General features: G+C 69.3%; 19 protein-coding genes. 11 read left to right on the top strand and 8 right to left on the bottom strand.

What is annotated here, in order from left to right:
- Nucleotides 1–49 precede the first annotated feature (49 nt).
- The 4 genes from ACIQTP_RS28190 to ACIQTP_RS28175 form a co-directional block, all read right to left on the bottom strand.
- Nucleotides 50–1591 (bottom strand): serine/threonine-protein kinase, encoded by a 1542-nt coding sequence (locus ACIQTP_RS28190; protein WP_403405158.1) that lies wholly within the window; start codon nt 1589–1591, stop codon nt 50–52.
- Nucleotides 1592–1834: 243 nt separating this feature from the next.
- Nucleotides 1835–3253: a DHA2 family efflux MFS transporter permease subunit gene (locus ACIQTP_RS28185; RefSeq protein WP_403404710.1), complete on the bottom strand. Its 1419-nt coding sequence runs from the start codon at nt 3251–3253 to the stop codon at nt 1835–1837.
- A 20-nt stretch (nt 3254–3273) separates the two neighbouring features.
- Nucleotides 3274–4083, bottom strand: a complete 810-nt coding sequence (locus tag ACIQTP_RS28180) for an alpha/beta fold hydrolase (protein ID WP_403404707.1) — start codon at nt 4081–4083, stop codon at nt 3274–3276.
- A gap of 46 nt (nt 4084–4129) precedes the next feature.
- A complete protein-coding gene (locus ACIQTP_RS28175; RefSeq protein ID WP_403404705.1) occupies nt 4130–4588 on the bottom strand; it encodes a cupin domain-containing protein in 459 nt (152 codons plus the stop codon).
- A gap of 124 nt (nt 4589–4712) precedes the next feature.
- On the opposite strand from ACIQTP_RS28175, the gene ACIQTP_RS28170 reads away from it, so the two are divergent.
- Nucleotides 4713–5318: a TetR/AcrR family transcriptional regulator gene (locus ACIQTP_RS28170; RefSeq protein ID WP_403404702.1), complete on the top strand. Its 606-nt coding sequence runs from the start codon at nt 4713–4715 to the stop codon at nt 5316–5318.
- A gap of 200 nt (nt 5319–5518) precedes the next feature.
- On the opposite strand, the gene argH is transcribed toward ACIQTP_RS28170, so the two are convergent.
- Genes argH through ACIQTP_RS28150 form a run of 4 tightly spaced genes read right to left on the bottom strand, consistent with a single transcriptional unit; the run spans nt 5519 to nt 10174 of the window.
- Nucleotides 5519–7081, bottom strand: a complete 1563-nt coding sequence (argH, locus tag ACIQTP_RS28165; protein ID WP_403404699.1) for an argininosuccinate lyase — start codon at nt 7079–7081, stop codon at nt 5519–5521.
- Nucleotides 7078–8334 (bottom strand): ATP-grasp domain-containing protein, encoded by a 1257-nt coding sequence (locus ACIQTP_RS28160; RefSeq protein WP_403404696.1) that lies wholly within the window; start codon nt 8332–8334, stop codon nt 7078–7080. Before ACIQTP_RS28160 ends, argH begins: the two co-directional genes overlap by 4 nt.
- Nucleotides 8331–9395 (bottom strand): PLP-dependent cysteine synthase family protein, encoded by a 1065-nt coding sequence (locus ACIQTP_RS28155; RefSeq protein WP_403404693.1) that lies wholly within the window; start codon nt 9393–9395, stop codon nt 8331–8333. The genes ACIQTP_RS28160 and ACIQTP_RS28155 overlap by 4 nt, the downstream gene beginning before the upstream one ends.
- A gap of 8 nt (nt 9396–9403) precedes the next feature.
- Nucleotides 9404–10174 carry a kinase gene (locus ACIQTP_RS28150; RefSeq protein WP_403404691.1) on the bottom strand — a complete coding sequence of 257 codons (771 nt, stop codon included), beginning with the start codon at nt 10172–10174 and terminating at the stop codon, nt 9404–9406.
- Between the two features lie 667 nt (nt 10175–10841).
- Here ACIQTP_RS28150 and ACIQTP_RS28145 point away from each other — a divergent pair.
- From ACIQTP_RS28145 to ACIQTP_RS28100, 10 genes are all read left to right on the top strand, one after another.
- Nucleotides 10842–12134 (top strand): glycosyltransferase, encoded by a 1293-nt coding sequence (locus ACIQTP_RS28145; protein ID WP_403404688.1) that lies wholly within the window; start codon nt 10842–10844, stop codon nt 12132–12134.
- Between the two features lie 287 nt (nt 12135–12421).
- A complete protein-coding gene (locus ACIQTP_RS28140; protein ID WP_403404686.1) occupies nt 12422–13234 on the top strand; it encodes a thioesterase II family protein in 813 nt (270 codons plus the stop codon).
- Between the two features lie 43 nt (nt 13235–13277).
- Nucleotides 13278–14297: a 2,3-diaminopropionate biosynthesis protein SbnB gene (sbnB, locus tag ACIQTP_RS28135; RefSeq protein WP_403404683.1), complete on the top strand. Its 1020-nt coding sequence runs from the start codon at nt 13278–13280 to the stop codon at nt 14295–14297.
- Between the two features lie 24 nt (nt 14298–14321).
- Nucleotides 14322–15122, top strand: coding sequence for a phosphosulfolactate synthase (locus ACIQTP_RS28130; protein WP_402052232.1), 801 nt, complete (start codon nt 14322–14324; stop codon nt 15120–15122).
- A gap of 64 nt (nt 15123–15186) precedes the next feature.
- The gene (locus tag ACIQTP_RS28125) at nt 15187–15432 is read left to right on the top strand and encodes an acyl carrier protein (RefSeq protein ID WP_403404680.1); all 246 of its coding nucleotides are present in this window, start codon (nt 15187–15189) and stop codon (nt 15430–15432) included.
- Complete coding sequence (locus tag ACIQTP_RS28120; RefSeq protein ID WP_403404677.1) at nt 15432–16676, top strand: beta-ketoacyl-[acyl-carrier-protein] synthase family protein; 1245 nt, start codon at nt 15432–15434, stop codon at nt 16674–16676. Before ACIQTP_RS28125 ends, ACIQTP_RS28120 begins: the two co-directional genes overlap by 1 nt.
- 56 nt (nt 16677–16732) lie before the next feature.
- Complete coding sequence (locus ACIQTP_RS28115) at nt 16733–17857, top strand: beta-ketoacyl synthase N-terminal-like domain-containing protein (RefSeq protein ID WP_403404674.1); 1125 nt, start codon at nt 16733–16735, stop codon at nt 17855–17857.
- Nucleotides 17858–17929: 72 nt separating this feature from the next.
- Nucleotides 17930–18148 carry an MbtH family protein gene (locus tag ACIQTP_RS28110; RefSeq protein ID WP_402052244.1) on the top strand — a complete coding sequence of 73 codons (219 nt, stop codon included), beginning with the start codon at nt 17930–17932 and terminating at the stop codon, nt 18146–18148.
- Between the two features lie 109 nt (nt 18149–18257).
- Nucleotides 18258–19241: a methyltransferase gene (locus ACIQTP_RS28105; protein WP_403404670.1), complete on the top strand. Its 984-nt coding sequence runs from the start codon at nt 18258–18260 to the stop codon at nt 19239–19241.
- Nucleotides 19242–19383: 142 nt separating this feature from the next.
- Nucleotides 19384–24026, top strand: a 4643-nt coding sequence (locus ACIQTP_RS28100) for an amino acid adenylation domain-containing protein (RefSeq protein ID WP_403404667.1), incomplete at its 3' end; no start/stop codon positions are given.

The raw sequence follows: 24026 nt of genomic DNA, 5'->3' as shown, positions 1-24026 counted from the left end.
GCATGGCGAGGGAGGAGCCCACGTGCGCTCGGTGCGCGGCGGCCGCCCGTCAGGGTTGGTGGGTGACGCTCACCTCTACGGTCAGCGTGCCCCTGTTGTCCTCGGAGCAGGACCCGGCGGCGTCGTTGATCCCCAGTTGCAGGGGGCCGTTCTGAGCTGCCCGGAAAGCCAGTTTCCGCCCGACGGTGTGGACGGGGGCGTCCCGCTTGTCGGAGAGACGTGCCAGCAGGGTGCCGAACGGGGCCGCGGGTTTGATCTTGCAGCTCTTCGCCCCGTCCAGCGACTGGTCCGTGGCCGCGTCGTAACCGGTCGGCCCGGTCACCGGTATGTTCCGGTGGTCGACCGTCCATTCTCCGGAGACGTACCGCACGGTGACCGGGTCCCCCCGCTGGACGGACACTCCGGTCACCGGCTGCCAGCCGTTCGTCGAACGGACGACCTGACTGGTGGCCGTCGTCTTCGGGTCCTCCTTGAACGGCAGCACCCCGGTGAGGAGAAGACCGCCGCCGACGCCCGCCACCAGCACCGCCGTACCGGCCAGTACCCACCACAGCCGCTTCGGTCCCCTCGGGCGGGACGGGGGCTTGAGCGACGTGGTGTGCAGGGCCGTCGGTACGGGCTCCCCGGCCGGGACGAGTCGCCCCTGGCCGCTGGTCACGGTGTCCGCGTCGGTCAATGCGACTGAAGGCCGGAACTCGCGCACGGTCGGTGCCGGCAGTGGCCCGGCGTCCGCATCCCCCGCCGCGACGCGCCGTAGCGCGGAACGCGCGGTGGCCGCCGAAGGGCGCTCGTCGGGGGACTTGCGCAGCAGCGCCTCGACGACCGGGCGCAGCGGGCCGAGCCGCTCCGACAGGACGGCTTCCTCGTACGCCACCGCGTGCAGCGTCGCGGGCCGGGCCGGCCTGCGGAACGGGGACTGCCCGCCGCAGACCGTGGCGAGGGTCGCGCCCAGGGACCACAGGTCGGAGGCCGGGCCGACCGGCGACCCCATCACGCGCTCGGGTGCCATGTACTCGAGGGAGCCGATCAGTTCACCGGTGGTCGTCAGGAACTCGCCGTCGTCCAGGGCCGCGATACCGAAGTCGGTGAGGACGGCGCTGCCGTCGCGGCGCAGCAGGACGTTGGCGGGCTTGACATCACGGTGCAGGGTGCCGTCCGCGTGCACGGCCTCCAGCGCGTCGAGCAGTTGCACACCCAGAGCGGCGGTGTGCTGCGGCGTGAGCGGTCCGCTCTCGGCGATCCGGTGGGCCAGCGAGGGCCCCTCGACGAGTTCCATGACGATCCACAGCCGGTCCTCGGACTCGGCCAGGTCATGAACACCCACCACATGGGGATGCGACACCCGGGCGACCGCGCGCGCCTCACGGACCGCGCGGCGCACCCGTACGCGCTGTTCCTCGTCGCCCTGGCTGAGGATGTGCAGTTCCTTGGCCGCGACCGGGCGGTCCAGCAACTGGTCGTGGGCGCGCCAGACCGTGCCCATCCCGCCTCTGCCCAGAACGTCGTGAAGCAGATACCGACCGGCGATCAGCCGCCCTGAGCCGTGTTCCGAACGCGTCGCCGCCTGGTGATCGCCATCTCCGGATATCACGCGCTCTCTCACGTTTCCTTCCCGGTGGACTGGGCGCCCGCCCCGGCTGTCGTTCGATCGGTCGTCGTTCGTTCGTTATTTCGTTCGGGGCCGAGCATAGCGGAGGGCATCGGGGTCATATGCCGTCAACTCACTTGCACCGAGAGGACTTTGACGATCCATACTCTTCGGGGGCCGGCTGCCTCCTCTTCGCCGAGGCCGCGGCGGGAACGTCGCTGACCGTGATGGTTCGTGCAGCGGGCATCAACGGGCATCCAGGAGATCGCGCGGAACCCGGACGCGTTCGGACGGATCGTTTCCTTCGGCCGTGCGGGCTGCCCAGGGGCCGGTGGTCAGGATGCCCAGGGCGAGGATGGCCAGACCGCAGCCGGCGATGATCCACCAGGCGGCCGGGCGTGCCCCGGCGGCGATCGCGGCGCCGGTCACCGCGATGCCGAGCGCGGCGCCGACCTGGCGGCTGGTCGCGGCGATTGCGGCGGCCACCCCGGCCTGGGCGCGTGGCAGGCCCGAGACCGCTGTGTGGGTGATGGGCGCGTTGACGAAGCCGAAGCCCAGTCCGAACAGTGCGTACGCCGCGTAGAGCAGGATGTCCGAGCGGTCGGCGGATCGGGTGGCGGGGAGAGCCAGCAGGCCGCCGACGGTGATGCCGGCCCCGGCGAGCAGCAGCGGGATGCGCGGGCCGCGGCTGCCCACGATCCGCCCGGCCAGTGGCGGGCACACCAGGGACAGCACCGCCATCGGCAGCAGGTGCACCCCGGTGCTCAGGGCGCTGAGCCCCAACACCTGTTGCAGGTAGAGGGTGTTGGCGAAGAGGAAGCCGCCGAGCGCGGTGAAGGCGCACACCGCCATCACCGTCGCCCCGCTGAAGGGCGCGCTGCGGAAGAGGCGCGGGTCGACCAGCGGTTCGTCGCGCCTCTTCTCGTAGGGGATGAAGGCGGCAAGCGCGCCGGCCGCGGTGATCAGGCAGGCCACGATGGCGGGGGAGGTCCAGCCCCGGCCCGGTGCCTCGATGATGGCGTACGTCAGTGTGCCGAGCGCGGTGATCACCAGCAGTTGGCCCACCGGGTCCACCCTGCGGGGCCGTGGCGCGCGTGATTCCGGGACGAACAGGGCGGCGAGCAGGAGTGCGGCCAGCCCGATCGGCACGTTCAGCCAGAACACCGACCGCCACCCGGCCGTCTGCACCAGTACGCCGCCGAGGATCGGCCCGGCCGCCATGCTGATGCCCACCACCCCGCCCCACACGCCGATGGCCCTTGCCCGCTCCCGCGGCCCGGGGAAGGCGTTGGCGATGATGGCCATGGCGACCGGGGTGAGCATGCAGCCACCCACCGCCTGCGCCATGCGGAAGAGGATCAGCCAGTCCAGCGATGGTGCCAGGCTGCACAGCGCCGATCCGCCGGTGAACAACACGAGTCCGAGAAGGAAGACACGCCGTCTCCCGACGCGGTCGGCCGTGGAGCCGGCCAGGATGAGCAGCGAGGCCAGCACGATGGTGTACGCGTCGAGGGTCCACTGCAGGCCCGACACGGAGCTGTGCAGGTCGTCCTGGACCGAGGGCAGGGCGACGTTGAGGATGGTGGTGTCGAGGCTGACCAGCAGCACGCTCAGGCAGCAGACGGCCAGGACCAACGAGGGTCTGCTGCGGTCGGGTTGAGACACGTCGGCCGCCCTTTCCGGAGTCAGTGCCGCGGCCGGTCGGTGGTGTGGGCCTCGGCGAAGTCCCAGAGCACCGGGAGGAACCGCTCGGGCGTCTCGGTCTGGGGCATGTGCCCGGTGCCTTCCAGCAGACGGAACTCCGCGTCGGGGATGGCCCGCGCGTACGCGCGTCCGTAGTCGGCGTCCACGACCTGGTCGCTCGCGCCCCATGCGACCAGGGTCGGGTGGGTGACCTTGGCGAGGCGGTCGGGCAGGGTGGGGTCGGCCATGGCGTGCGGGCCCGAATAGACCTGCAAGGTGGCACGGTTGGCGGCCATGACCGCGCGCTGCGCCTCGGTCAGTGCGCTGGGGTCGAAGCGGAACTTCGAGGGGTCGTGGAAGGAGAGGCGGGACAGCTCGACGGGCGTCAGGGAGAAGGTGTCGGCTATCGGGTGGCCGGGGACGGCGATGCCGACGGCGTTGACGAGGGTGACGCTGCTGATCCGAGGGCTGCCCAGGGCCGCGAGTTCGGCGGCGATCCAGCCGCCGATCGAGTTGCCGACGACGGCGACGTCCCGCAGGTCGAGTGCGTCGAGCAGGTGGGCGTAGACCTGGGCCAGGGTCGTGACGTCGGTCAGCCACTCGGGGCGGGCAGTGCCGTCGAAGCCGGGGTGGACGGGGGTGAACACCCTGGCCGGACGCTGCTCGGCCAGCATGCCGGCGAACGGGGTGACGGTCTGCGGGCCGCCGCCGCCGTGCAGCAGCAGGAAGGGGCGTCCCTCCTGCCCGAAGAGGTCGACGGTGACGTCGAGGGTGCCCTGGCCGAGCGTGAGGGTGTGGGTGCTGCGGGTCATTCGGTGCTCCTCAAGTGGGCTGCGTCGAGAGAGAAGGGGGTTGCCGTCACGCGAAGTCGGTCGCGGGGACGGTGGCGTAGCGGCTCATGACCGCGACGGTCGACTCCGGGGTCAGTTCCCGGCCGCCCGCGATCATGTTCCGCAGGTCGCGGAAGTACTGCACGTACAGGTCGGGCGTGAAGGTGTTGAGCATCACGGCGGGTGTGTCACCGAGGTTGGCGAAGGTGTGCGGGGCGCCGGGCGGGATCATGGCGAGCGTCCCGGCCGGGGCCACGTGGGTCGTCTCCCCGATGGTGAAGTGCACGGTGCCGGAGATGACGTAGAAGCCCTCGTCGTGCTGGGCGTGACGGTGCTGCGGCGGGCCCTGGGTGTGCGGGGCGATGGTGATCTCTCCGATGCCGAGGCGGTGCCCGGTGGTGCTGCCGTCCTCGAGGATGCGCATCTGTGTGGGGCCCAGCTGGATCGTCTCGCCGTCGTCCGGCCCGACCACGGAAACCGTGCTCATCGCTTCTCCTTCGTGAGAGTTGACTCTCATGAGATTAGAGAAGCCGGGTGGCATAATGCAAGTCAACTCTCACGACGAGTGGTGACTGCTAAAATGCGGGTGAGTCAACAGGAGGAGTTCCACGATGACGGCGCAGGCGGGCACCGGCCGCACCAACCAGAAACAGCGCACGCGGACGGCGATCCTGGCGGCCGCCAGGGATCTCACCGGCACGGGCGCCGAGGTGACCATGCCCGCGATCGCCCGCGCGGCTCTGGTCTCCGAGGCCACCGCCTATCGGTACTTCCCCGACCTGCCGTCGCTGATCAGCGAGGCTCTGGCCGGCGTCTGGCCGCCCCCCGCCGAGGCGCTCGCGCCCGTCGCGGACTCCGCCGACCCCGTCGAACGCGTCGCCTTCGCCTGCGAGTTCCTCCTCCGCGGCATCCTCGCCCGGCAGGGCTCGGTACGCGCGATGATCGCCGCCACCATCACCCGGCCCGAGACGGTGACCACGCGACCGGGCATTCGCTTCGGACTCATCGACCACGCGCTCGTCCCCCTGGAGGACACGCTCGGAGCGGCGGACCCGGACGCGTTCACCCAACTCAAGCGGGACCTCGCGGTGGTCGTGAGCGCCGAGGCGCTCTTCACCCTCACCGATCTGTGCGGGCTCGACCCCGACGAGGCCATCACCAGCGCCGTACGGACCGCGACCACTCTCACCGGGGCCGCGGTACGGGCGATCGCGTAGCGGTGGGACGCCGTCGGAGGGGGTGCCGTCCAGGGCCCCCTGGTGCCCGCCAACGCGATAGCGGTGCTGTATGCGCTATGCGCTATGCGCTGTGCCGATCGCGAAATATGGTTCTCAGACTCCGAGTTCGCGGGGCGGAAGGCCGCGGTGGGGCCATCTCCTTCCCATGCCCTGGTGCGCGGTTCACCGGCCGCGGCACATCACGGCTGTACAGACGCGCCCGGGAGCGGCGACAGCAACCTTTCCACTGCTTGATCGAGCATGGCCGCTCCGGCCGCCCACCGGTTCCTGCGTTCGGCACCCTCGACCTGAGCTGCCTTGAGCTCGGACCGGAGCTCGGCCAGCGCGCGCACCATGGTGTCACCGCCAGGTCCACCACCGTACGCGGAAGCCTGCGCGACAGCCGTCGGTTCCAGCCAGTCGTCCGCCCCGCCCACAGTCTGCGGCGCCAGGCGGGCGATCTCCGGAACGTCGCGGGCGGCCTCCGCGAGGGATCGCGACGTGTCGAGGGCGTGCAGCACCGTCTTGCCGACCAAATGGTGCGCGCTGCGGAACGGCATCCCTTCGGCGACCAGCCGCTCAGCCAGGTACGTGGCCGGAGTGAAGCCATCGACGGCCCGCTGCAGCATGCGCTCCGCATTCGGCGTCGCGCCCCGTACGACGAGGCGCAGCAGCGTCACCGCGTCCGTCGTGTTCCCCAAACCGGGCCACGTGTGCCGCAGCGCCTCGGTGCCCACCGCGATGGCGTTGGTGTACGTAGCCGTGGCCATCGAGGAGGCGGCAGCCGTGAACGCGCCGAGGCTCGCCGTCGCCCGCCCCTGGATGTGCTCCAGGAGGAACGGGTTGCGCTTCTGCGGCATCATCGAGCTGGAGCCCACGAGGTCGTCGGCGAGATGTATGAGGCCGGCCTCCTCGGACGTCCAGGCCGCGAAGTCCCGTGCCACGCGCGCGACGGAGACGCCCAGGCCACTGGAGGCTCCCAGCAGCCTGAGCGCGAAGTCCCGGGAGGCCACCGCATCCACCGAGTTGGGAGCCGGCGCCGTGAACCCGAGCAGCTCGGTCGTACGCTCCGGGTCGATGGCCACGGACGTACCGCCGACGGCCCCGGCACCCAGCGGATTGACATCGAGTTCCCGCCCGGCGTGCTGCAGGTCCGCCAGCGCACGGAGCACGGAACAGCCCACTCCGACCAGGTAGTGGCCGTACGTGATGGGGACCGCGGGCTGCCCGTGGGTGTATGCGGGCATGACGACGGACCGGTGCTCCTCGGCCTGCTCCAGGAGGGCGCGGGCGAGCGCCTCTGTCGCCTCCACCAGGCGCAGGAAGTGCTGCCGCCCGCGCAGCCGGGCCGTCGTCGCGTTGAGGTCGTTGCGGGACCGGCCGGTGTGCATCACCCCGCCGATCTCCTCGCCGAGCTGCTCCGTCAGGGTGCCCTCGTACGCGAGGTAGACGCCCCGCGGCATGGGTCTGGCCCGTACCGTCGCGAAGTCCGTGCGGCGCAGGTCGTCGATCGCTTGGAGCAGCGCGGCCGCGTGGGCGGGGGCCACGATGCCGCGCTCGGCGAGCATCACCAGATGGGCGCGGTCGACCTCGCTGATGAGGCGGAGCTCCTCGTGGAGCCCGTCGGCCGTGCGGTCGGCGGGCAGGTACTGGTCGTAGACGATCGCATGGGCCTCGTCGTTCAGTCCGGTGCTCAGTCTCCCGGTGTCCACGCCGGAGCCCGCCGCGGCAGCTGCCGTACCGGTGGTGTGCTGGGTGCTCATGCGGGCGGCTCCCCGGTCGTCGGTCGTAGTGCGCCTGCCAGTTCGCGCAGCGCGCCCTCGGCGGCTCCTCGGGCGAGCGCCGTTTCGCCGGCCGTGGCGATGACGTGTCCGAGCCTGCCCCGGAAGTCGCGGGCAGGTTCCACGGGCGCGTCGGGGGCCCGGTAGAGCACGGCCGTCTCCGTGTGCGGCACGCCACGGGCCGCGGCCAGCGCGCGCTCGGTCCGGATGCGGTCGCCGAGAAATCCCTGGCGGTCCGCGGTGAGGAAGCGGATGGCCGCCGTCCTTGAGGCTGACTGCGGTGTGACGGCTGGGTCGGCACCGACGGCCGCACAGACCTGGCCGTCCACCAGGTCGACGCCGAGGACGTGCCGCACCAGCTCCGGGATCATGCCGCCGGCCAGCCGGGGATTGACCTCGACGACGCGGACGTCGCCGTCCTCCATGCGCAGCTCGACGTGCGCGGCGCCCCAGCCGAGTCCGAGTGCCTTCACCGCGCGCACGGCCTGCTCCCGCAGACCGGCCGCGTCGGCCGCCGGTAGCGCGGCGGGAACGTCGTGGCCGAGCTCGACGAAGTCCGGCAACGGGCCCAGATGCTTCGCGACGACGACCACCGCCGTGTGTCCGAACACCTCCACCGAGTACTCGTCGCCGCGCAAGTACTCCTCGACGAGGACGTCCCGCGGCACCGGGACACCCCGCTCGTTCACCGCCGCGGCCGTCAGGACGGCGGCGTGGGCCGCGACCTCGTCGCCATCCGCACACAGTCGCACCCCGAGGCTTCCGGAACCCTGCACCGGCTTCAGCACGACGGGATACCCGATCCGCTCGGCGGCGGCGCGCGCCTCGTCGGCGCCGCGGACCCGCTCGTGTTCGGGGACGGCCACGCCTCCATCGCTCAGGAGGCGCCGCTGCCGTGCCTTGTCGCGGCAGTCGCGCACCGCGTCGGCGTCGGGGCCGGGCAGGCCGAGGGCGCGCGCGGTGGCGGCGGCCGTGGCCACGTAGTACTCCGAGCTGGAGGTGACCCCCGCTATCGCCCCGTCCTCCTGCAGACGCCGGGCGGCGGCGAGGACAGCGTGTTCGTCCGCGGTGTCGACGACGAGAGTGCGCACGTCGTCCTCGGCCACGTACGGGTAGCGCCCGGGGTCCGCGCACAGCAGGACGGGCCGGATCCCCCGGCTCCTGGCCCGCTGGGCGAACTGCCGTCCCGTTCCTGTCGTGTTGCTCTCGACGAGCAGGAGCATCGGCCGAGTCATGCGATGCTCCCCTGCGTCTCCAGGTCGGTGAAGGAGCCCACGTCGTCGTACGTACGGCGGTTCCACAGAAGCCTGGACCAGCTCCCGCCGTCCTCGCCGGGCCGCTCCACGAGCCGCGGCCCCGCAGCGGCCGGCGCGGACCGGACACCCTGTTCGCGCAGCCAGACGTCGTTGTAGACGGTCGACTGGTAGCGGTACCCCTCGTCCGGGAGCACCATCAGCACCTTGTCGTCCGGATTCCGCTTCGCCCACCACGAGGCGACCAGAAAGGCGGCGCCACTGGTCGGACCCATGAACAGGCCGTGGCGTCGGTAGAGTTCGCGGGTGGCGTGGAAGACATCGCCGGGCACCACCCAATGGACTTCGTCGTACGCCGCGTGCACGACGTTCCCCGGAACGATGCTGCTGCCCAGGCCCCTGAGCAGCCGTGGCCCCTCCGGCGCCTTGAAGATGACGGAGCCGTGCGTGTCGACGCCGATCAGGCGCAGCCCGGGCGTGTCCGAGCGCAGGGTCGAGGCGATGCCGCACGTGGAACCTCCCGAACCGACGGGTCCGACCACGCAGTCGACCGCTCCCAGAGTCCGGGACACCAGTTGGCCCACCGGGGCGTAGGCGGCAGGGTTGTCAGGATTGGTGTACTGCTGCGGGACGAAGCTGCCGGGTCTCGCCCGGCGCAGCTCCTCCACCCTCGTCAGCCGCGCCCCCTGGATGCCGCCGGGCTGCCCGCGGTCCTCGACGAGTTCGACCTCGGCGCCGAGCATCTCCAGGCGGTTGCGCAGGTCGTCGTCGATGGACCGGTCACCGACGATGGTGAGCGGGAACCCCCGCTGCCGGCAGACCAGGGCGAGGCCCAGGGCGAACGTGCCGGAGGACGTCTCGATGACCGGCGTGCCCGGCGCCAGGTCTCCGGCGGCCATGGCCCTGTCGATGATGTAGCGGGCCGGCAGGAGCTTCATCAAAGTGAACGCGGCGGCGTAGAGGTTGCCGCCGACATGGATGATCTTCGGCAGTTCCACCGCCTCGATCACCGAGGGGTAAGCGCTTGACTGATGGGTTGACATGATCCCATTCATCCGTTTGTGGTGAACTTCCATGACTCGACGATGCCGATGTCACGCAGCAACGCCTCGGCATGTGTGGAGCGGACGTCGAGTGCGGGGTCGTCGCGGTCGAAGAGCAATCCCGCGACGTCCCCGCTGTGCGAGATCTGGAGGCCCAACGCCCGTGCTTCCTCGGCGATCTCGAGGATCCGGTCGAGCTGTGGGATGGGGAGGTGGCGCTGGTTGAGCACGGTGCTGGCGGTGGCCACGCGCCCGAGCTGCTCCACGTCCTTGGCGAGTACGGCCTCGCGGAGCATGGCGCGCAGTTCGGCGAACCGCAGCACCTCGTCATCGGTGTAGCGGGCGGGAGGCAGGGACAGGGTCTCGACTCCGCGGCCCCCCTGACTCGGCCTCGACCCGAAGCCCAGGACCTGCAACGCCGGAAGGGGATGGCCGAAGTCCTCGATGACATCGCCGTCCCGATGGGCGAAGAGCACGGCCGTCGAGTCGAACATCAGTGAGTCGGACGCGATCTCGGCGCGCACTGCCAGCCGGGCCTTCGCCTCGGAGGACAGGCGCAGCGCATACCTGTCCTGGACGGCGCCGATCGCTGCCAGTACGTCACTCGTGGAGGATCCGAACCCGCGCCCGAGCGGTACGTCGCTCGATATGCGCAGGTCGCCGCCGACGGGTAAGCCGTAGGCGGCCAGGGTCAGCCGGGCGGCCGTACGCGCCTTGTTCCGCCAGGCGGGGAAAACGGCGACATCGGCCCGGGTGTTCGAGGTGAACCGTGCATGCACGGAATGGAGCGGGCAGGGAAGGGTCACGAGGCCGCGGCGCAGTGTGCCTCGGTCGGGAAACAAGCCCTGGAGCACTTCGCCATGGTGTATCGGGGCCGACGCCTCACCCACCCGCCCTTCGCTCTGATGCACCTGTTTCCTGACTCCCTCTGGCACTTTGACGGTTGTCACATGCTCGGATCCGCCTCCCCGGGAGGGGCGGAAGCCGGTGGAGCACGCAGGGGGAACGAGTGCCGGAAGACGGCGACGCCCGTGGTGGGGATGGCCCTGTCCCCTCGTGTGCCCCCGTGGCCCATGGCACCATAACTCCTTGATTCGACCTGCGGTCGAGGCATTTTGCAAGTGATCACAGACACAGTCCGGGCGGGAACCGTCCACGGGCGGTCTGCCCGGACACCCGGGCCGCGAGACGTCCAACAACCACGCCCGGCAGCCAAGTTGGCGCGATCTCGTGGCTCTCCCGGGGAATGTCTGTACGATTCAGAAGATCCCGCCGGAGAGTAGGCCGGGACGTTTTCGGGCGGGGCCGCAGCGCATCGCAGCACATGTGCGGCGCCCGCGCCGCCTCTCCCTCCCACGCGGCGGCCGGTTGCAGACACCACCTCGATTCCTTCTGCGGCCTGTCTTCGTGCGTGCGGTTCCAGGTCCGGTTCAGGAAGGTATGGAATTGAAGGTTTTGGTGTATGTCGCGGACGGAAGCCGCGGCGACATTCAGCCGTATCTGGCGCTGGCGTACGGACTCAACCGGGCGGGGCACACCGCCGTATTGGTCGGACCGCGCCTCTACGGCCCCTTCGTCGAGACGTACGGTGTGCCGTTCGCCCCGCTCAACGACGAACTGGTCCGACTTCAGTCCCGCCCGGACATCAGGGGGCTGTACCTGCACAACGACGATCCCGCGGTACAGCGCCGGCTCCAGGAGTCCACGACCGCGCTCTTTCCCCGTGTCTTCCCAGTGATGCTGAGGGAGATGTGGGACGTGGCGGCCGACGGGGCCGACGTCATCGTCTACTCGCCGTCCTCCCGGCAAGTGGTCCACCAGATCGCCGAGCGGCTCGGTGTGCCGCACGTCCTGGCCTCCCTCTACCCGCACTACGTCGTCTCCCGCGAGTACTCGCCGGGCCCGGGGCTGCGGCCCACCGCGACCAACCTCGAGGATCACGCCAGGGCCAACGGGCCCCTCGCGCCGCCGATCTCCGACTGGGTGTCGGCGTGGCGCTCGGACGTGCTCGGGCTGCCGCCCCGGGACGGCTCCACCGACTTCAGGACCGATGCCCACGGCAACCCGACACCAGTGCTCCACAGCTTCAGCCCGCACGTCCTCAAGCCCGCCTCCGACTGGCCCGACTGGGTGCACACCACCGGCTTCTGGACGCTTCCCCGTCACCCCGACTGGCAGCCCCCGGCAGAGTTGGTGGAGTTCCTGGCAGACGGCACGACGCCGATCTCCGTGGGCTTCGGCAGCATGTTCGGCGGCGACCCCGAGAAGACCGGTGAGCTGGTCGTCGAGGCGGTTGACAAAGCCGGGGAGCGCGCGGTCGTGGTGGAGGGCTGGGGAGGCGTGCGGATCAGCGACCCGCCGGAGAACATCATGGTGGTCGAGGACGTCCCCTACGACTGGCTCTTCCCGCGGGTGCGCGCCGCCGTGCACGCCGGAGGGGTGGGAACGTACAACGCCGCACTGGCGGCCGGCATCCCCCAGATGGCCTGCCCCTTCCACAACGAGCAGCAGATGTGGGCTGATCACGTCCACGGGCTCGGAGTGTCGCCGGCGCCCGTGAAGTTCCGGGAGCTGACGGGCGAGGCCCTGGCGTCCACCATCGTCACGACGACCACCGACGGCGGCATCGCCCGGAACGCCGAGCGGCTCGCTGAGCAGTTGAGCACGGAGAACGCCCTCGAAGAGGCCGTGCGCGTGCTGGAGCGTATCCACGAAGGCGGGACGAGGAAGGCGTTCTGACGGCAGGCATGCGTCGGGACCGTTCGCCGAGCGTCATCGGCGCGACAGGTGACCGGTGGTTGCGCGTCGAACATCGTTGCCCTCGTCGCCCCAACTCGCCTATGATCTTCACCGGTTAACAACCGCAACATCACATGTGCCGACTCACACGGGGGTGAATGGCATGGTTCGTCGCTGTGCTAGCGTCAGCTCGCCGCTCTGTATGGCGTTAGGTGAGAGTTCATCCGGAACGATTGCGGAAGTTCCCTGTGAACTCAGGACTCCGCCAGATATATGTCGTGTTGGGCATGCCTGTTGACCACCTCACTCCCGGAGCGGAGTGGATCCGGCGTGTCGGACGATCTCATGACACGCGCTTACGTCTCGTGTGCCTGCCGCATGCCGGTGGCGCCGCCAGTTTCTACAACTCCTGGTCCCGGTGGCTGCCCGCCGGAGTCGAGCTGCTGACCGTTCAATATCCCGGTCGTCAGGACCGCATCGCCGAGCCGCCCATATCCAGGATGGACGACCTCGCGGCCCAAGTGGCCCAAGCTCTCCAACCACACCTCGCTCACGATCCCCCTCTTGTCCTCTTCGGTCACAGTATGGGCGCCTGGGTCGCATTCGAGGTGGTGCGGCGCCTGGAGATCTTTTTTGCTCACCGGCCGCTCGGACTCATCGTCTCCGGCCAGGTGGCGCCCCACCTGCCGTCGGAGCGGGAATGGCCGGACGACAGTGACGAAGGGCTGATCGCCGAACTGCGCAGGATCGGTGGTGCGGACATCGCCCCGATGCTGCAGCCGGAACTGCGCGAACTGGTCATGCCCGCCGTTCGTTCGGATTTCAGTCTCGTGCGGGAGTACTCTCCGCAGCCGCTGCGCAGGATCTCCACGCCCGTCACCGCGTTTGCCGGCATCGACGATGCCGACGTTCCCTGGAATAAGGTTGCGGGATGGGAGGACGCTACGACAGGGTTCTACGCGTCCCGCAGATTCCCCGGTGGCCATTTCTATCTGGTGGAGCACGAGAGGGAACTCGCGCACGAGGTGAACCGCACCATCCGCCGGCTCACCGGTGAAAGCGGGGAACGTTCACCTCTCGGGTCGAATGCCGAGAACTGAGCGATCGAACCGGCCGCGAACGGAACGGGATACAGGGGGAATCTTGAACGCGTTGGACCCCATCGCTCGTGATGGGCTGCTGTACCTGTCGGCCGCCGAGGTCGAACGCGCCGTCGGCCGCGAGTACACCCTCTTCGTCGAGGCGATGGAAGCCGCTCTGCGCGCCCAGGCCGAGGACGACGTGGTGCAGCCGCTCAAGCCCTACCTGCGGCGCCCTGAACGCCCTCATCCGACCGACCGCATCATCGCCATGCCCGCATACGTGGGCGGCGACGTCCGCCTCTCCGGCATCAAGTGGATCGGCAGCGCCCACGACAACCAGAAAGTCCGCGGGATCCCCCGGGCGTCGGCCGTCATCGTGCTCAACGACGCCGACAGCGCCTACCCCGTTGCGATCATGGACGGCTCCGTCGTGAGCGCGTGGCGGACCGCGGCGGTCTCCGCCCTGGCCTGCCGCCACCTGGCGCCCGAGGGCAGGCGCCTCGCCGTCCTGGGAACCGGACTCCTGGCGCGAACGCACCTCTCCCTCCTCTGCGAGACGTGGGGCAGGCCCGACGCCGTGGACGTCCACGACGTCATCCCGCAGCAGGCGGAGGCCTTCGCCCGCTGGGCACAGAATGAGCACCAGCTCCCCGTCACGGTCCACGGCGACGCCGCCACGTGCCTGCGCCGGGCCGATGTCATCCTCGTGGTCACCACCGCGCCCGAGCCGTGGATCCCCGCCGCATGGGTACCGCGCGGCTCCCTGTTCCTGAACATCTCGCTCGCCGACCCGATGCCGGACGTGGTCCTCACGAGCGACAAGATCGTCGTCGACCGCTACGAGCAGGTGATGCGGCCCGGGAAGCTGCTGCACACCATGGCGCAGCAAGGCACCTTCGGGCCCGAGCGCTGCCACGCAGATCTCGCCGACCTCGTCACGGGCTCGCGCCCGGGGCGGGAGAAACCCGAAGAGACCATCTTTTTCAACCCCATCGGACAAGCCATCGGAGACATTGCCTGCGCCGCCGCGGTCTACAAACGAGCGGTCGACAACGGCGCGGGCACTCGTCTGGAAAGGTGACCCCTTTCAATGAAGGAAAGATCAATGGTGTCCGAAGTGAACGATGCGGCCTCCCCACAACGGGCTTTCCTCCAGTCGTTGGGCGTCGTCCGGCGAGCCCCCCGCACGTACCCCTTCGACCCGGGCTACGACGTCGGGACGGTGGCGAGCCACATCAGCCAGAGCCATGCGCTGATGGCGGGCCTCAAACTCTCCATGGCGACGTGGCTGCTCATCGAGGACAGCAGCCTGCAGCAGAAGATCCGTGCCGCCCGGGACCACGACCTGCCGGTGACGGTCGGCGGCGGAATGTTCGAGATAGCAGCGGACCGCGGACACCTGGAGGAGTACCTCGACCTGTGCCGGCGGCTGGGCCTGACGGCCATCGAAGCGGGCCAGGGATTCACCCGCACCGATCTCCACCCCGGACGCGTGATGGAGGCGGCGGCCTCCCGCGGCCTCACGGTGAGCTACGAGATAGGCGGAAAGCACACCGGTTCCTTCGACGAGGTGACGGTGAAGGAACTCATCGAGGAAGGCGCGCAGTGGCTGAGTGAGGGCGCCACTCACCTGGTCGTCGAGGGCCGGGAAAATGCCGCCGACGTGGGGCTCTTCGATTCCCGGGGCAGGCTGAACGGCCAACTGGCCGACACCCTGGCCGACGAGTTCGGGTTGCAGCGCTTGATTTTCGAGGCGCCCACCAAGCCGAGCCAGTTTGCGCTGCTCGATCATTTCGGGGCCGACGTCGCGCTGGGCAACGTACGCCTGGAAGAAGTACTCAGAGTGGAAACCTATCGGCACGGCCTGCACAGCGACGCCTATGAGCGATCGTTCCAGGCCAAATGATTTTGGCTATTTCTGGTCAACGGTAACTCTCTTGCTGTCACGGGACTGAAGGGAAGGGGCGGCTGTGCTCTCTGCCGAGCGCGAGGCCAGGGTTCGTGAAATCATCTGCGACATTCTCGAATTGGAAGAAGACGAGCTGACCCTCACCGGCCGGCTTCGGGAGGACTACGGCGCAGACTCCATGAACGCCGTCGAGATACAGAGCCACATAGAGGTCGAATTCGACATCGAAATAGCCCGGGAGGATCTGAAGCGCATGGTCGATCTGAAGACGGTGCTCGAGCTTCTCGATACGGCCAAGGCCAGGTAATGGCAGGCACGGGGGACAGGACAGACGGCAGGGGCCGACGTGTGGTCATCACCGGCATGGGCGTACTTTCCAGCATCGGCAACGGAGTCGAGCAGTTCGCCGGAGCACTTCGGGCAGGCCGGGTAGGCACAACGGAAATAACGCGATTCGACACCGAAGGCTTTCCGTACCGACGCGGACACCAGGTGGCGGGGTTCGCACCGGAGGACTGGATTCTTCACCTCTCGCCCGAAGAAGTCGGGCCGGCGGCCCGGTTCGCCATCGCGGCAACCCGCATGGCCTTGGCCGATGCCGGTCTGAGCCCCGCCGAGTTGCAGGAGCGACGACGCGGCTTCATCGCCGTCGGAACGACGGACGGCGGGATCCCGGACCTGGACGGCGTGGTCGAGGCGGTCCTCCCCGGAAGCCTCGAAGACATGCCGGCAGAGCTGGCCCGCCGGGTGCCCGCTTCCCAGCTTTCCGTGCACGTGGCGCGCGAGTTGAGGCTCGGCGACGTGGAAGCGATATCCATCGCCACCGCCTGTGCCGCCGGAAACTACGCCATCGGTGCCGGGCTGGACGCCGTGCGGTCCGGAGAGTGCGCGTACGCCCTGGTGGGCGGAGCGGACGCACTGTGCCGCAAGAACCTGGCCGGCTTCACCAGGCTCGGCCTGGTCGCCGAGACGGAGTGCCGCCCGTTCGACGCCGAACGCGACGGCCTGCTGCTCGGCGAGGGCGCCGGCATGCTCGTACTGGAGGACGCCGAATCCGCACGGGCGCGGGGCGCACGCGTCTACGCGGAAGTCATGGGCTACGGACTGAACTGCGACGCCCACCACCCCGTGGCCCCGGAACGGGAGAGCGTGGGGAGGTGCATTCGGCTGGCCCTGGACGACGCCGGGATCAAGCCCGGGGACGTCGATCTCGTCTCCGCGCACGGCACCGGAACCAAGACCAACGACATCACCGAAGTCCAGGCCATGCGCGACGTCTTCGGCGACGGCATGCCGCGCACGACGGCGGTCAAGTCCATGATCGGACACACCATGGGTGCGGCGAGTGCCCTCGGCGCGGTGGCGGGCGCCCTCGCCATTCACCACGGCTTCATTCCGCCCACGGCCAATCACCGGGAGACGGACCCGGAATGCGCCGTCGACTGCGTACCCAACCGCTCGGTCGAAGCCGACGTCAGGATCGTCCAGAACACCGCCCTGGCGTTCGGCGGCAACAACGCGGTGGTGGTCCTCGGCAGGCACGACGACTAGCGGCGCGCGCGGAAGCAGACAACAGGGATGACGCCGAAGCCACCAAAGGAGCAGCCGTGTTAAGGACCGAGACGAACCGGGCGACCGGTCCGGTCATCACCGCCTGGTCGGCCGTGTCGCCGTTCGGTGTCGGACGCGAGGCCTTCGAGCGGGGACTGTCGGCCGGCCACGAGACCGCCCGTCCCCCCGACACCGCCGAATGGGGGGTCGTGGCAGACGCCGGTGCCCGGCTGGTGCCGGACTTCCATGTCCGGGAGGTCCTGGGGAAAACCGGAACCAGGGGTCTCGACCGGGCCACGGGACTGGTGATCACCGCGGTGCGGGAACTGCTGCGGGACGTACCCGACATCGCCTTTGACGGAGGCCTCAACACCGCCGTGGTGCTGGGCACGACGACCGGCAGCGCGCAGGGCTACGCGGACTTGACCCGTGCTTCCTTCGAGGGTCGCCGCCCCCAGGACGTACCGCCCGTGGCCATCCCGAACATGGCGATGAACAGGGCGGCCTCCGCCAGTGCCATCTTCCACGGCGTCCGCGGGCCCAACAGCACCATCGCCGCCGGACGGGTGGCGGGCCTGATGGCCCTGGAGTACGGCCGGCGGCTGCTGATCCAGCACCGCGCGGACACCGTGGTGGTCGGCGCCACCGAGGAGTACTCCCAAGCCCGCTCCTGGCTAGAACACCACCGGCGAGCCGGCTCCGAGGACCGGGTGGAGCTGGGTGAAGGATCGGCCGTACTGCTGCTGGAGCGATCGGAGGCGGAGGCGGTGGCCGCAGGGCGCGCCGTGCTGGCCGAGGTGTTGTCGGTCACGTCGCGCGTCGACGTGAACGGCGATCCCGCCGAGGCCCTCCATGGCTGTGTGTCCGCTTCCCTCGAGGCCGCCGAGGTGTCCGCCCAGGACGTGCGGGCCGCCATGCCGAGCAGCTGCGGCGGCACGTCCGAGTCGACGGAGACCCGGGTCCTCACACAGGTGTTCGGCGTGGAGGCGGTCGTCCGCCCCGACATCGGCTCACTGATCGGGGACACGTCCGCCGCCGCCTCCCTCTTCCAAATCGTGGCGCTGCTGTGCACTGCACAGCGCCGCAGCGACGACCGTGACCACCTCGCGGTCGTCACCGCCGTCGATCCCGACGGAGCGGTGGCCGGCGCGGTACTTCGCCTGCTGCCGGTCGGTCGATAGAGAACCTGGTGCACAGATCCGTTGGATTCGTTCAGGCACCGAGGAATCCGTTCTGCAAGGAAGGAATTCACCATGGCCAACCCGTTCGAGGACCCCGAGGGCACCTACGTAGTTCTGGTCAATGACGAGGGGCAGCACTCCCTCTGGCCCGCGTTCGCCGTAGTGCCCGCAGGGTGGACCGTCGTCCACGACAAGGACAACCGTCAGGCCTGCCTCGACTACATCAACGAGAAGTGGGTGGACATGCGCCCGAAGAGCCTGGTGGACGCCATGGGCGACACCCACTCCTGAACCGACCTCTTGAACTGACGTCATGACCGAAAGGCACAGCTGGGTGAGTACGGACCGAGAGCGTGTCATCGCCACCGCGACTGACCCGATTGTTCGCGAATTCCTCCGCATGGCCGACGACAGCATCGTCGCCGTACTGCCGTACGTGCTCTCCGTCGCGGCACGCCTGGCGATCGCGGACGAGCTCTCCGACTCGGCGAAGAACGTGAAGGACCTGGCCAGGGTGTTCAACGTGGCCCCCGGGGCCCTGGAGCGGCTCCTGAGGACCCTCGCCAGCTGCGGCTTCTTCACCGAGGACAGCGAGGGGCGGTTCTCTCTCACCCAGCTGGGCCGCTTGCTGCAGAGCGACTCTCCCGTCTCGATGCGGGCCACTCTCAGCAACGTCGACTCGTACCGTGCCTGGCTCGGTGCGGCCGACACGATGTCCACCGGCCGGCCGGCCTTCGACAGCGAGTTCGGGGCCAGGTTCTTCGCGCACAAGGACCACGACTCCGCGGTGGGCGCCACGTTCGACGAGCGCATGCGGGAGCGGGCAAGCCGTCTCTACGCAGGCCTGGCCGCACTCCCCGCCTGGGACGGCGTGCGGTGCGTCCTCGACATCGGAGGAGGCAAGGGCGCGGTCCTCGCGGCGATCCTGACGGCGAATCCGCGCATCAGGGGAATCCTCTTCGACCGGCCCAGCGTGGTGGAGAGAGCAGAGCTGTCCGGAGAGCTGTCCCCGCTGCGAGACCGCTGCGAGACCGCGGCGGGCGACTTCTTCCGAGCCCTGCCGACCAGGGCGGACGCACACCTGATGTGCAGCGTCCTGCACGACTGGGAGGACGACGAAGCCATCGAGATCCTGCGCAGAAGCCGGGAGGCGCTGCAAGCGGACGGCCGCCTCTTCATCTGCGAAATGCTCCTGCCGGAGTCGAACGAACCGCATCCGGCGTGGTGGAGCGACCTGGGAATGATGGTCGTCCTCGGCGGCCGGGAACGCACCCTCGGCCAGTACCGCGCCCTGCTCCGGCTCGCGGGCCTGCACATCTCGAACGTCACTCCACTCGCGGACTCGTTCTTCAGCGTGATCGAGGCGCGCAGAGTCCTCGACTGACCGGCTGACCGACTGGCCGACCGACCGACTGTCCGGCAGGTCGCCGAGCGCGAGACGAAGGTCCGAGGGCGACACCCAGCACACGAAGGTGCCGTCGTGCTGTCCGTACCAGTTTTTTGGCTTCGAGTTTGAGGTGATGAGGGTGTCCGAGGAGCAGAGCGCGCACTGGGAGTTGTCCGCTGCTCAGGCGGGTATTTGGTTCGGCCACCAGCTGGACCCCTCGGGGCATGCCTACAACATCGCCGAGTACGTCGAGTTCCGGGGCGAGATCGACGTCGTCCTGTTCCAGGAGGCCTGCAGGCAGGCTTTCCGCGAATCCGAGGCCCTGCACCTGCGGTTCAGCGAGGGAGCGGACGGAGTGCGGCAGACCGTCGACCCCTCCCTCGTGCCGGTCGTCCGGCTCATCGATGTCTCCGGTGAACCCGACCCCGAGACCGCGGCGCGGGACTGGATGCAGGCCGACCTCGTTCGGCGTGTGGACATCCTCACCGATCAGCTCTGGACCTTCGCCCTCTTCGAGATATCCAGCCGACGGTACTTCTGGTACGCCCGGTTCCACCACATCCTCATGGACGGCTACGGCGGCGCACTGTTCCAGCAGCGCGTGGGGGAGATCTACGCGGCCCTCCTGTCAGGGACTGCCGCCCCGGTCGCGGACGAAGCCACGAGGAACCTCGGCCCGCTCCGCGAGGAGAACGAGAAGTACCTCACCTCCCCGAAGTTCGCCGCCGACCGCGAGTACTGGCTCAACAAGTTCGCGGACCGCCCGCATCCGACGACGCTCGCGTCCCGCGAGCCCAGCGTCAACGGCCGCTTCACCCGGGTGACGACTCAACTGGACCATGCCGACAGCGCCACGCTGGGCGAACTCGCCCACACCCGCAGAACGACACGCTCGGTGGTCTTCATCGCGGCTGTCTTCGTCTATCTCAGCCGCATGACCGGCGAACAGGACATCGTGCTCGGCCTTCCGGTCATGGGGCGCAAGTCGCCGCATGCCCGGAAAACCCTCACCACGGTCTCGGACGTACTGCCCCTCCGCCTGAAGGTCTCCGGCGAGGAGTCCTTCAGCGATCTCCTCGGCCGAGCCACGATCGAGGTCAACCAGGCACTGCGCCATCAGCGCTTCCGGTCCGAGAACCTGATCCGCGAGATCCGCGGGGGAAACCAGGCCCAACGGATCTGGAACGTCGTCGCCAACTTCATCTCGTTCAACGACGGCATATCCCTGGGCGACCTCCACGGTGTCCCGCACAACCTCTCGAGCGGTCCGGTGCCGGACCTCTGCATCGTCGTCCGCGACCCCGACGAGGGCCGGGGACCGACGATCGACTTCGACGGCAACCGCGACCTCTACGCCCCCGAGGAGGTCGCCCGCCACCAGGCCCGCTTCCTGCACCTGCTCGACCAGCTCATCACGGACCCCGGCGCCCCCCTGCGCCAGGCCGACATGGTCGAACCGGACGAGCGCGAGCGGATGCTCGTCCACTGGAACGACACCACCGTCGACTACCCGCACGACGTCGCCGTCCACGAACTCTTCGAGTCCCAGGCGGCGCGGACACCCCACGCCCACGCCGTGACCAGCGGCGACACCGTCCTGACGTACGAGGACCTGGACGCCAGGGCAAACCGCCTGGCCCGTCGACTCCTCCGCGCCGGCGTGACCACCGAATCCCGGGTCGCGGTCCTCCAAGGACGCTCTGTGGGCGTGGTGGTCTCGTCCCTCGCGGTACTCAAGGCCGGCGGCGTGTACGTACCCATCGACCCGAACCAGCCGGCCACACGCTCCGAGTTCATCCTGCGGGACACCGCCGCCATGGTGCTGCTGACCGACAGGGCTCCGGACGACATCGGGTTCACCGCGGACGTACCCGTCATCCGGATCACGGACCAGGGAGAGGCGGCACCCGAGGCCGACGGGGCCGACGCCGCGACGGTCGATGTCGGCGCGGCGGCGAACAGCGTTGCGGACATCCCGAGGGCCAAGGTCGACTCCGAGCAGCTGGTGTACGTGATGTACACCTCCGGCTCGACCGGAGTACCCAAGGGCGTGGCCAACACACACCGCAACGTCGTCCACCTGGCCGCCGACAAGTACTGGTGCTCGGGCCGGCACGAGCGAGTGCTCATGCACTCTCCCTACGCCTTCGACGCGTCGACCTTCGAAATATGGACGCCGCTGCTCACTGGCGGATGCGTCGTAGTGGCACCGGCGGGGCTGCTGGACGCTGCCGATCTGGCCAAGGTGATCGCCGACCAGGACGTGACGGGTCTGTTCGTCAGCGCAGGTCTGTTCCGGGTCCTCGCCGAGGAACACCCTGCCTGCTTCCAGGGCGTCCGAGAGATCTGGGCCGGCGGCGACGTGGTCTCGGCCACCGCCGTCCGCAGCGTCCTGGAGGCCTGTCCCAGCACGGTCGTCGCGAACGAGTACGGGCCCACCGAAACCACCGTCTTCTCCGCCGTCAACCCGCTCCGCGACCCGGGCCACGTACCGGACAACGCGGTCCCCATCGGGCGGCCCCTCTGGAACACCCAGCTCTACGTCCTGGACGACGCACTGCGGCCGGTCGCCCCCGGTGTCAGTGGCGAGCTCTACATCGCCGGCGACGGCCTGGCGCGCGGCTACCTCAACCGCCCCGAACTGACCGCGAGCCGCTTCGTCGCCAACCCCTTCGGCGGGCCGGGCGAGCGGATGTACCGCACGGGAGACGTGGTCCGCTGGCTCGCCGACGGCACCATGGACTTCATCGGCCGCGTCGACGACCAGGTGAAGGTACGTGGCTTCCGCATCGAGCCGGGCGAGATCGAGACGATCCTGGCCGGGCACGACCAGGTGGCGCAGGCCGCAGTGATCCTCCGCGAGGACACCCCAGGCGACAAGAGGCTGACGGCCTACGTGGTCCCGCCTGCCGGCACGGACCCGGCCGGCGTGCACCCGGGGGTACTGCGCGCGTACGTGGGGGATCGGCTGCCGGACTACATGGTGCCTTCGGCGATCGTGGTGCTGGACGGTCTGCCGTTGACCCTGAACGGGAAGCTGGACCGGCGGGCGCTGCCGGCGCCGGAGTACGCCATGGACGGCTTGGGCCGCGGGCCGCGGTCGCCGCGGGAGGAGATCCTGTGCGGTCTGTTCGCCGAGGTTCTGGGTGTGGATTCGGTGTCGATCGACGACAGCTTCTTCGAGCTGGGTGGTCATTCGCTGCTTGCGACCCGGCTGGTGAGTCGGATCCGGTCGGTGCTGGGCGCCGAGGTGAGCATCCGGTCGCTGTTCGACGTTCCGACGGTGGCAGGGCTCGTCGACCGGCTTGATGAGGGTGGTCGGGTTAGGGAGCGGTTGGGTGTGCGGGTGCGGCCCGAAGTCCTACCGCTGTCTTACGCGCAGCGCCGACTGTGGTTCCTGGGTCAGCTGGAAGGCGTGTCGGCCACGTACAACATCCCGCTTGTGCTGCGGCTGAGCGGGGCGCTGGATGTGGAGGCGTTGCGGGCCGCGCTGGCGGACGTCGCGGTCCGCCATGAGAGCTTGCGGACGGTGTTTCCGCAGGTGGACGGTGAGCCGCGGCAGGAGATTCGGCATGGCGCCGCGGGTGTCCCCGACGTCATCGTGGAATCGGTGCCTGCCGATGGTGTCGCATCCGCCGTGACCGGGTTGGCCGGCAACGGCTTCGACCTGGAGCGGGATCTGCCGTGGCGGGTGCGGCTGTTGGAGGTGGCGGACGCTGCCGATGAGTGGGTGCTGGTGATGGTGGTCCATCACATTGCGGCTGATGGCTGGTCGATGGCGCCTTTGGCGAAGGACCTGTCGGAGGCGTATGCGGCTCGCCGTGAGGGGCGTGGGCCCGCGTGGCAGTTGCTTCCGGTGCAGTACGCGGACTTCACGCTGTGGCAGCGTGAGGTTCTGGGTGACGAGGACGACCCGGAGAGTGTGATTGCGGGGCAGGTGGCTTTCTGGCGGGAGGCTCTTGCTGACCTTCCTGAGCAGTTGGAGCTGCCGGTCGATTTCCCGCGTCCGGCGGTTGCCTCGCACGAGGGCGGTTCGGTCGGGCTCCGTGTGCCGGCGGAGGTGCATGCCCGGCTGGTGGAGCTGTCGCGCTCGTGTGGTGTGAGTGTCTTCATGACGGTGCAGGCCGCGCTGGCGGTGCTGCTGTCGAAGATGGGCGCCGGCGAAGACATCCCGATCGGGACCCCGGTCGCGGGACGCACCGATGACGCGCTGGACGACCTGGTCGGGTTCTTCGTGAACACGCTGGTCCTGCGGACGGATGTCGCTGGTGACCCGACGTTCCGGCAGGTGGTGGAGCGGGTGCGGGAGGCCGATCTGGCGGCGTACGCGCATCAGGATGTGCCGTTCGAGCGGCTGGTGGAGGTCCTCAACCCGGCCCGTTCCATGGCCAGGCACCCCCTCTTCCAGGTCATGTTGGTGTTCCAGAACAATCTCCGATCGGGTCTCGACCTCCCTGGTGTCCGGGCTGACGTGGAATCCGTTCAGGGTGCGGTGGCGAAGTTCGACCTGTCGTTCAGCCTGGGGGAGACCCATGGTGGCGGTGGGGAGCCTGCCGGTCTGGAGGGGCAGCTGGACTATCGGACGGATCTGTTCGCGGAGGGCACTGTTCGTGGCCTTGCGGAGCGTCTGGTGCGGGTGCTGGAGGCGGTCGTTGCTGCACCCGACCGGTTGGTTCGTGAGATCGATGTTCTCGGTGCCGAGGAGCGGCAGCGGGTGCTCGTCGACTGGAACGACACGGCTCGTGAGGTTCCGGATGTGACGTTGCCGGAGCTGTTCGAGGC

Source organism: Streptomyces sp. NPDC090798 (genome assembly GCF_044768965.1).
Classification (GTDB): Bacteria; Actinomycetota; Actinomycetes; order Streptomycetales; family Streptomycetaceae; genus Streptomyces.
Note: the sequence above shows the minus strand (reverse complement) of the source record. Positions and strands in the feature narration are given on the sequence as shown.

Coding starts and splice junctions, on each gene's coding strand:
- ACIQTP_RS28155 (WP_403404693.1), bottom strand. CDS start 9,395: ATGTCAACCCATCAGTCAAGCGCTTACCCCTCGGTGATCGAGGCGGTG.
- ACIQTP_RS28140 (WP_403404686.1), top strand. CDS start 12,422: ATGCCTGTTGACCACCTCACTCCCGGAGCGGAGTGGATCCGGCGTGTC.
- ACIQTP_RS28130 (WP_402052232.1), top strand. CDS start 14,322: ATGGTGTCCGAAGTGAACGATGCGGCCTCCCCACAACGGGCTTTCCTC.
- ACIQTP_RS28110 (WP_402052244.1), top strand. CDS start 17,930: ATGGCCAACCCGTTCGAGGACCCCGAGGGCACCTACGTAGTTCTGGTC.
- ACIQTP_RS28120 (WP_403404677.1), top strand. CDS start 15,432: ATGGCAGGCACGGGGGACAGGACAGACGGCAGGGGCCGACGTGTGGTC.
- argH (WP_403404699.1), bottom strand. CDS start 7,081: ATGAGCACCCAGCACACCACCGGTACGGCAGCTGCCGCGGCGGGCTCC.
- ACIQTP_RS28105 (WP_403404670.1), top strand. CDS start 18,258: ATGGCCGACGACAGCATCGTCGCCGTACTGCCGTACGTGCTCTCCGTC.
- ACIQTP_RS28170 (WP_403404702.1), top strand. CDS start 4,713: ATGACGGCGCAGGCGGGCACCGGCCGCACCAACCAGAAACAGCGCACG.
- ACIQTP_RS28175 (WP_403404705.1), bottom strand. CDS start 4,588: ATGAGCACGGTTTCCGTGGTCGGGCCGGACGACGGCGAGACGATCCAG.
- ACIQTP_RS28180 (WP_403404707.1), bottom strand. CDS start 4,083: ATGACCCGCAGCACCCACACCCTCACGCTCGGCCAGGGCACCCTCGAC.
- ACIQTP_RS28160 (WP_403404696.1), bottom strand. CDS start 8,334: ATGACTCGGCCGATGCTCCTGCTCGTCGAGAGCAACACGACAGGAACG.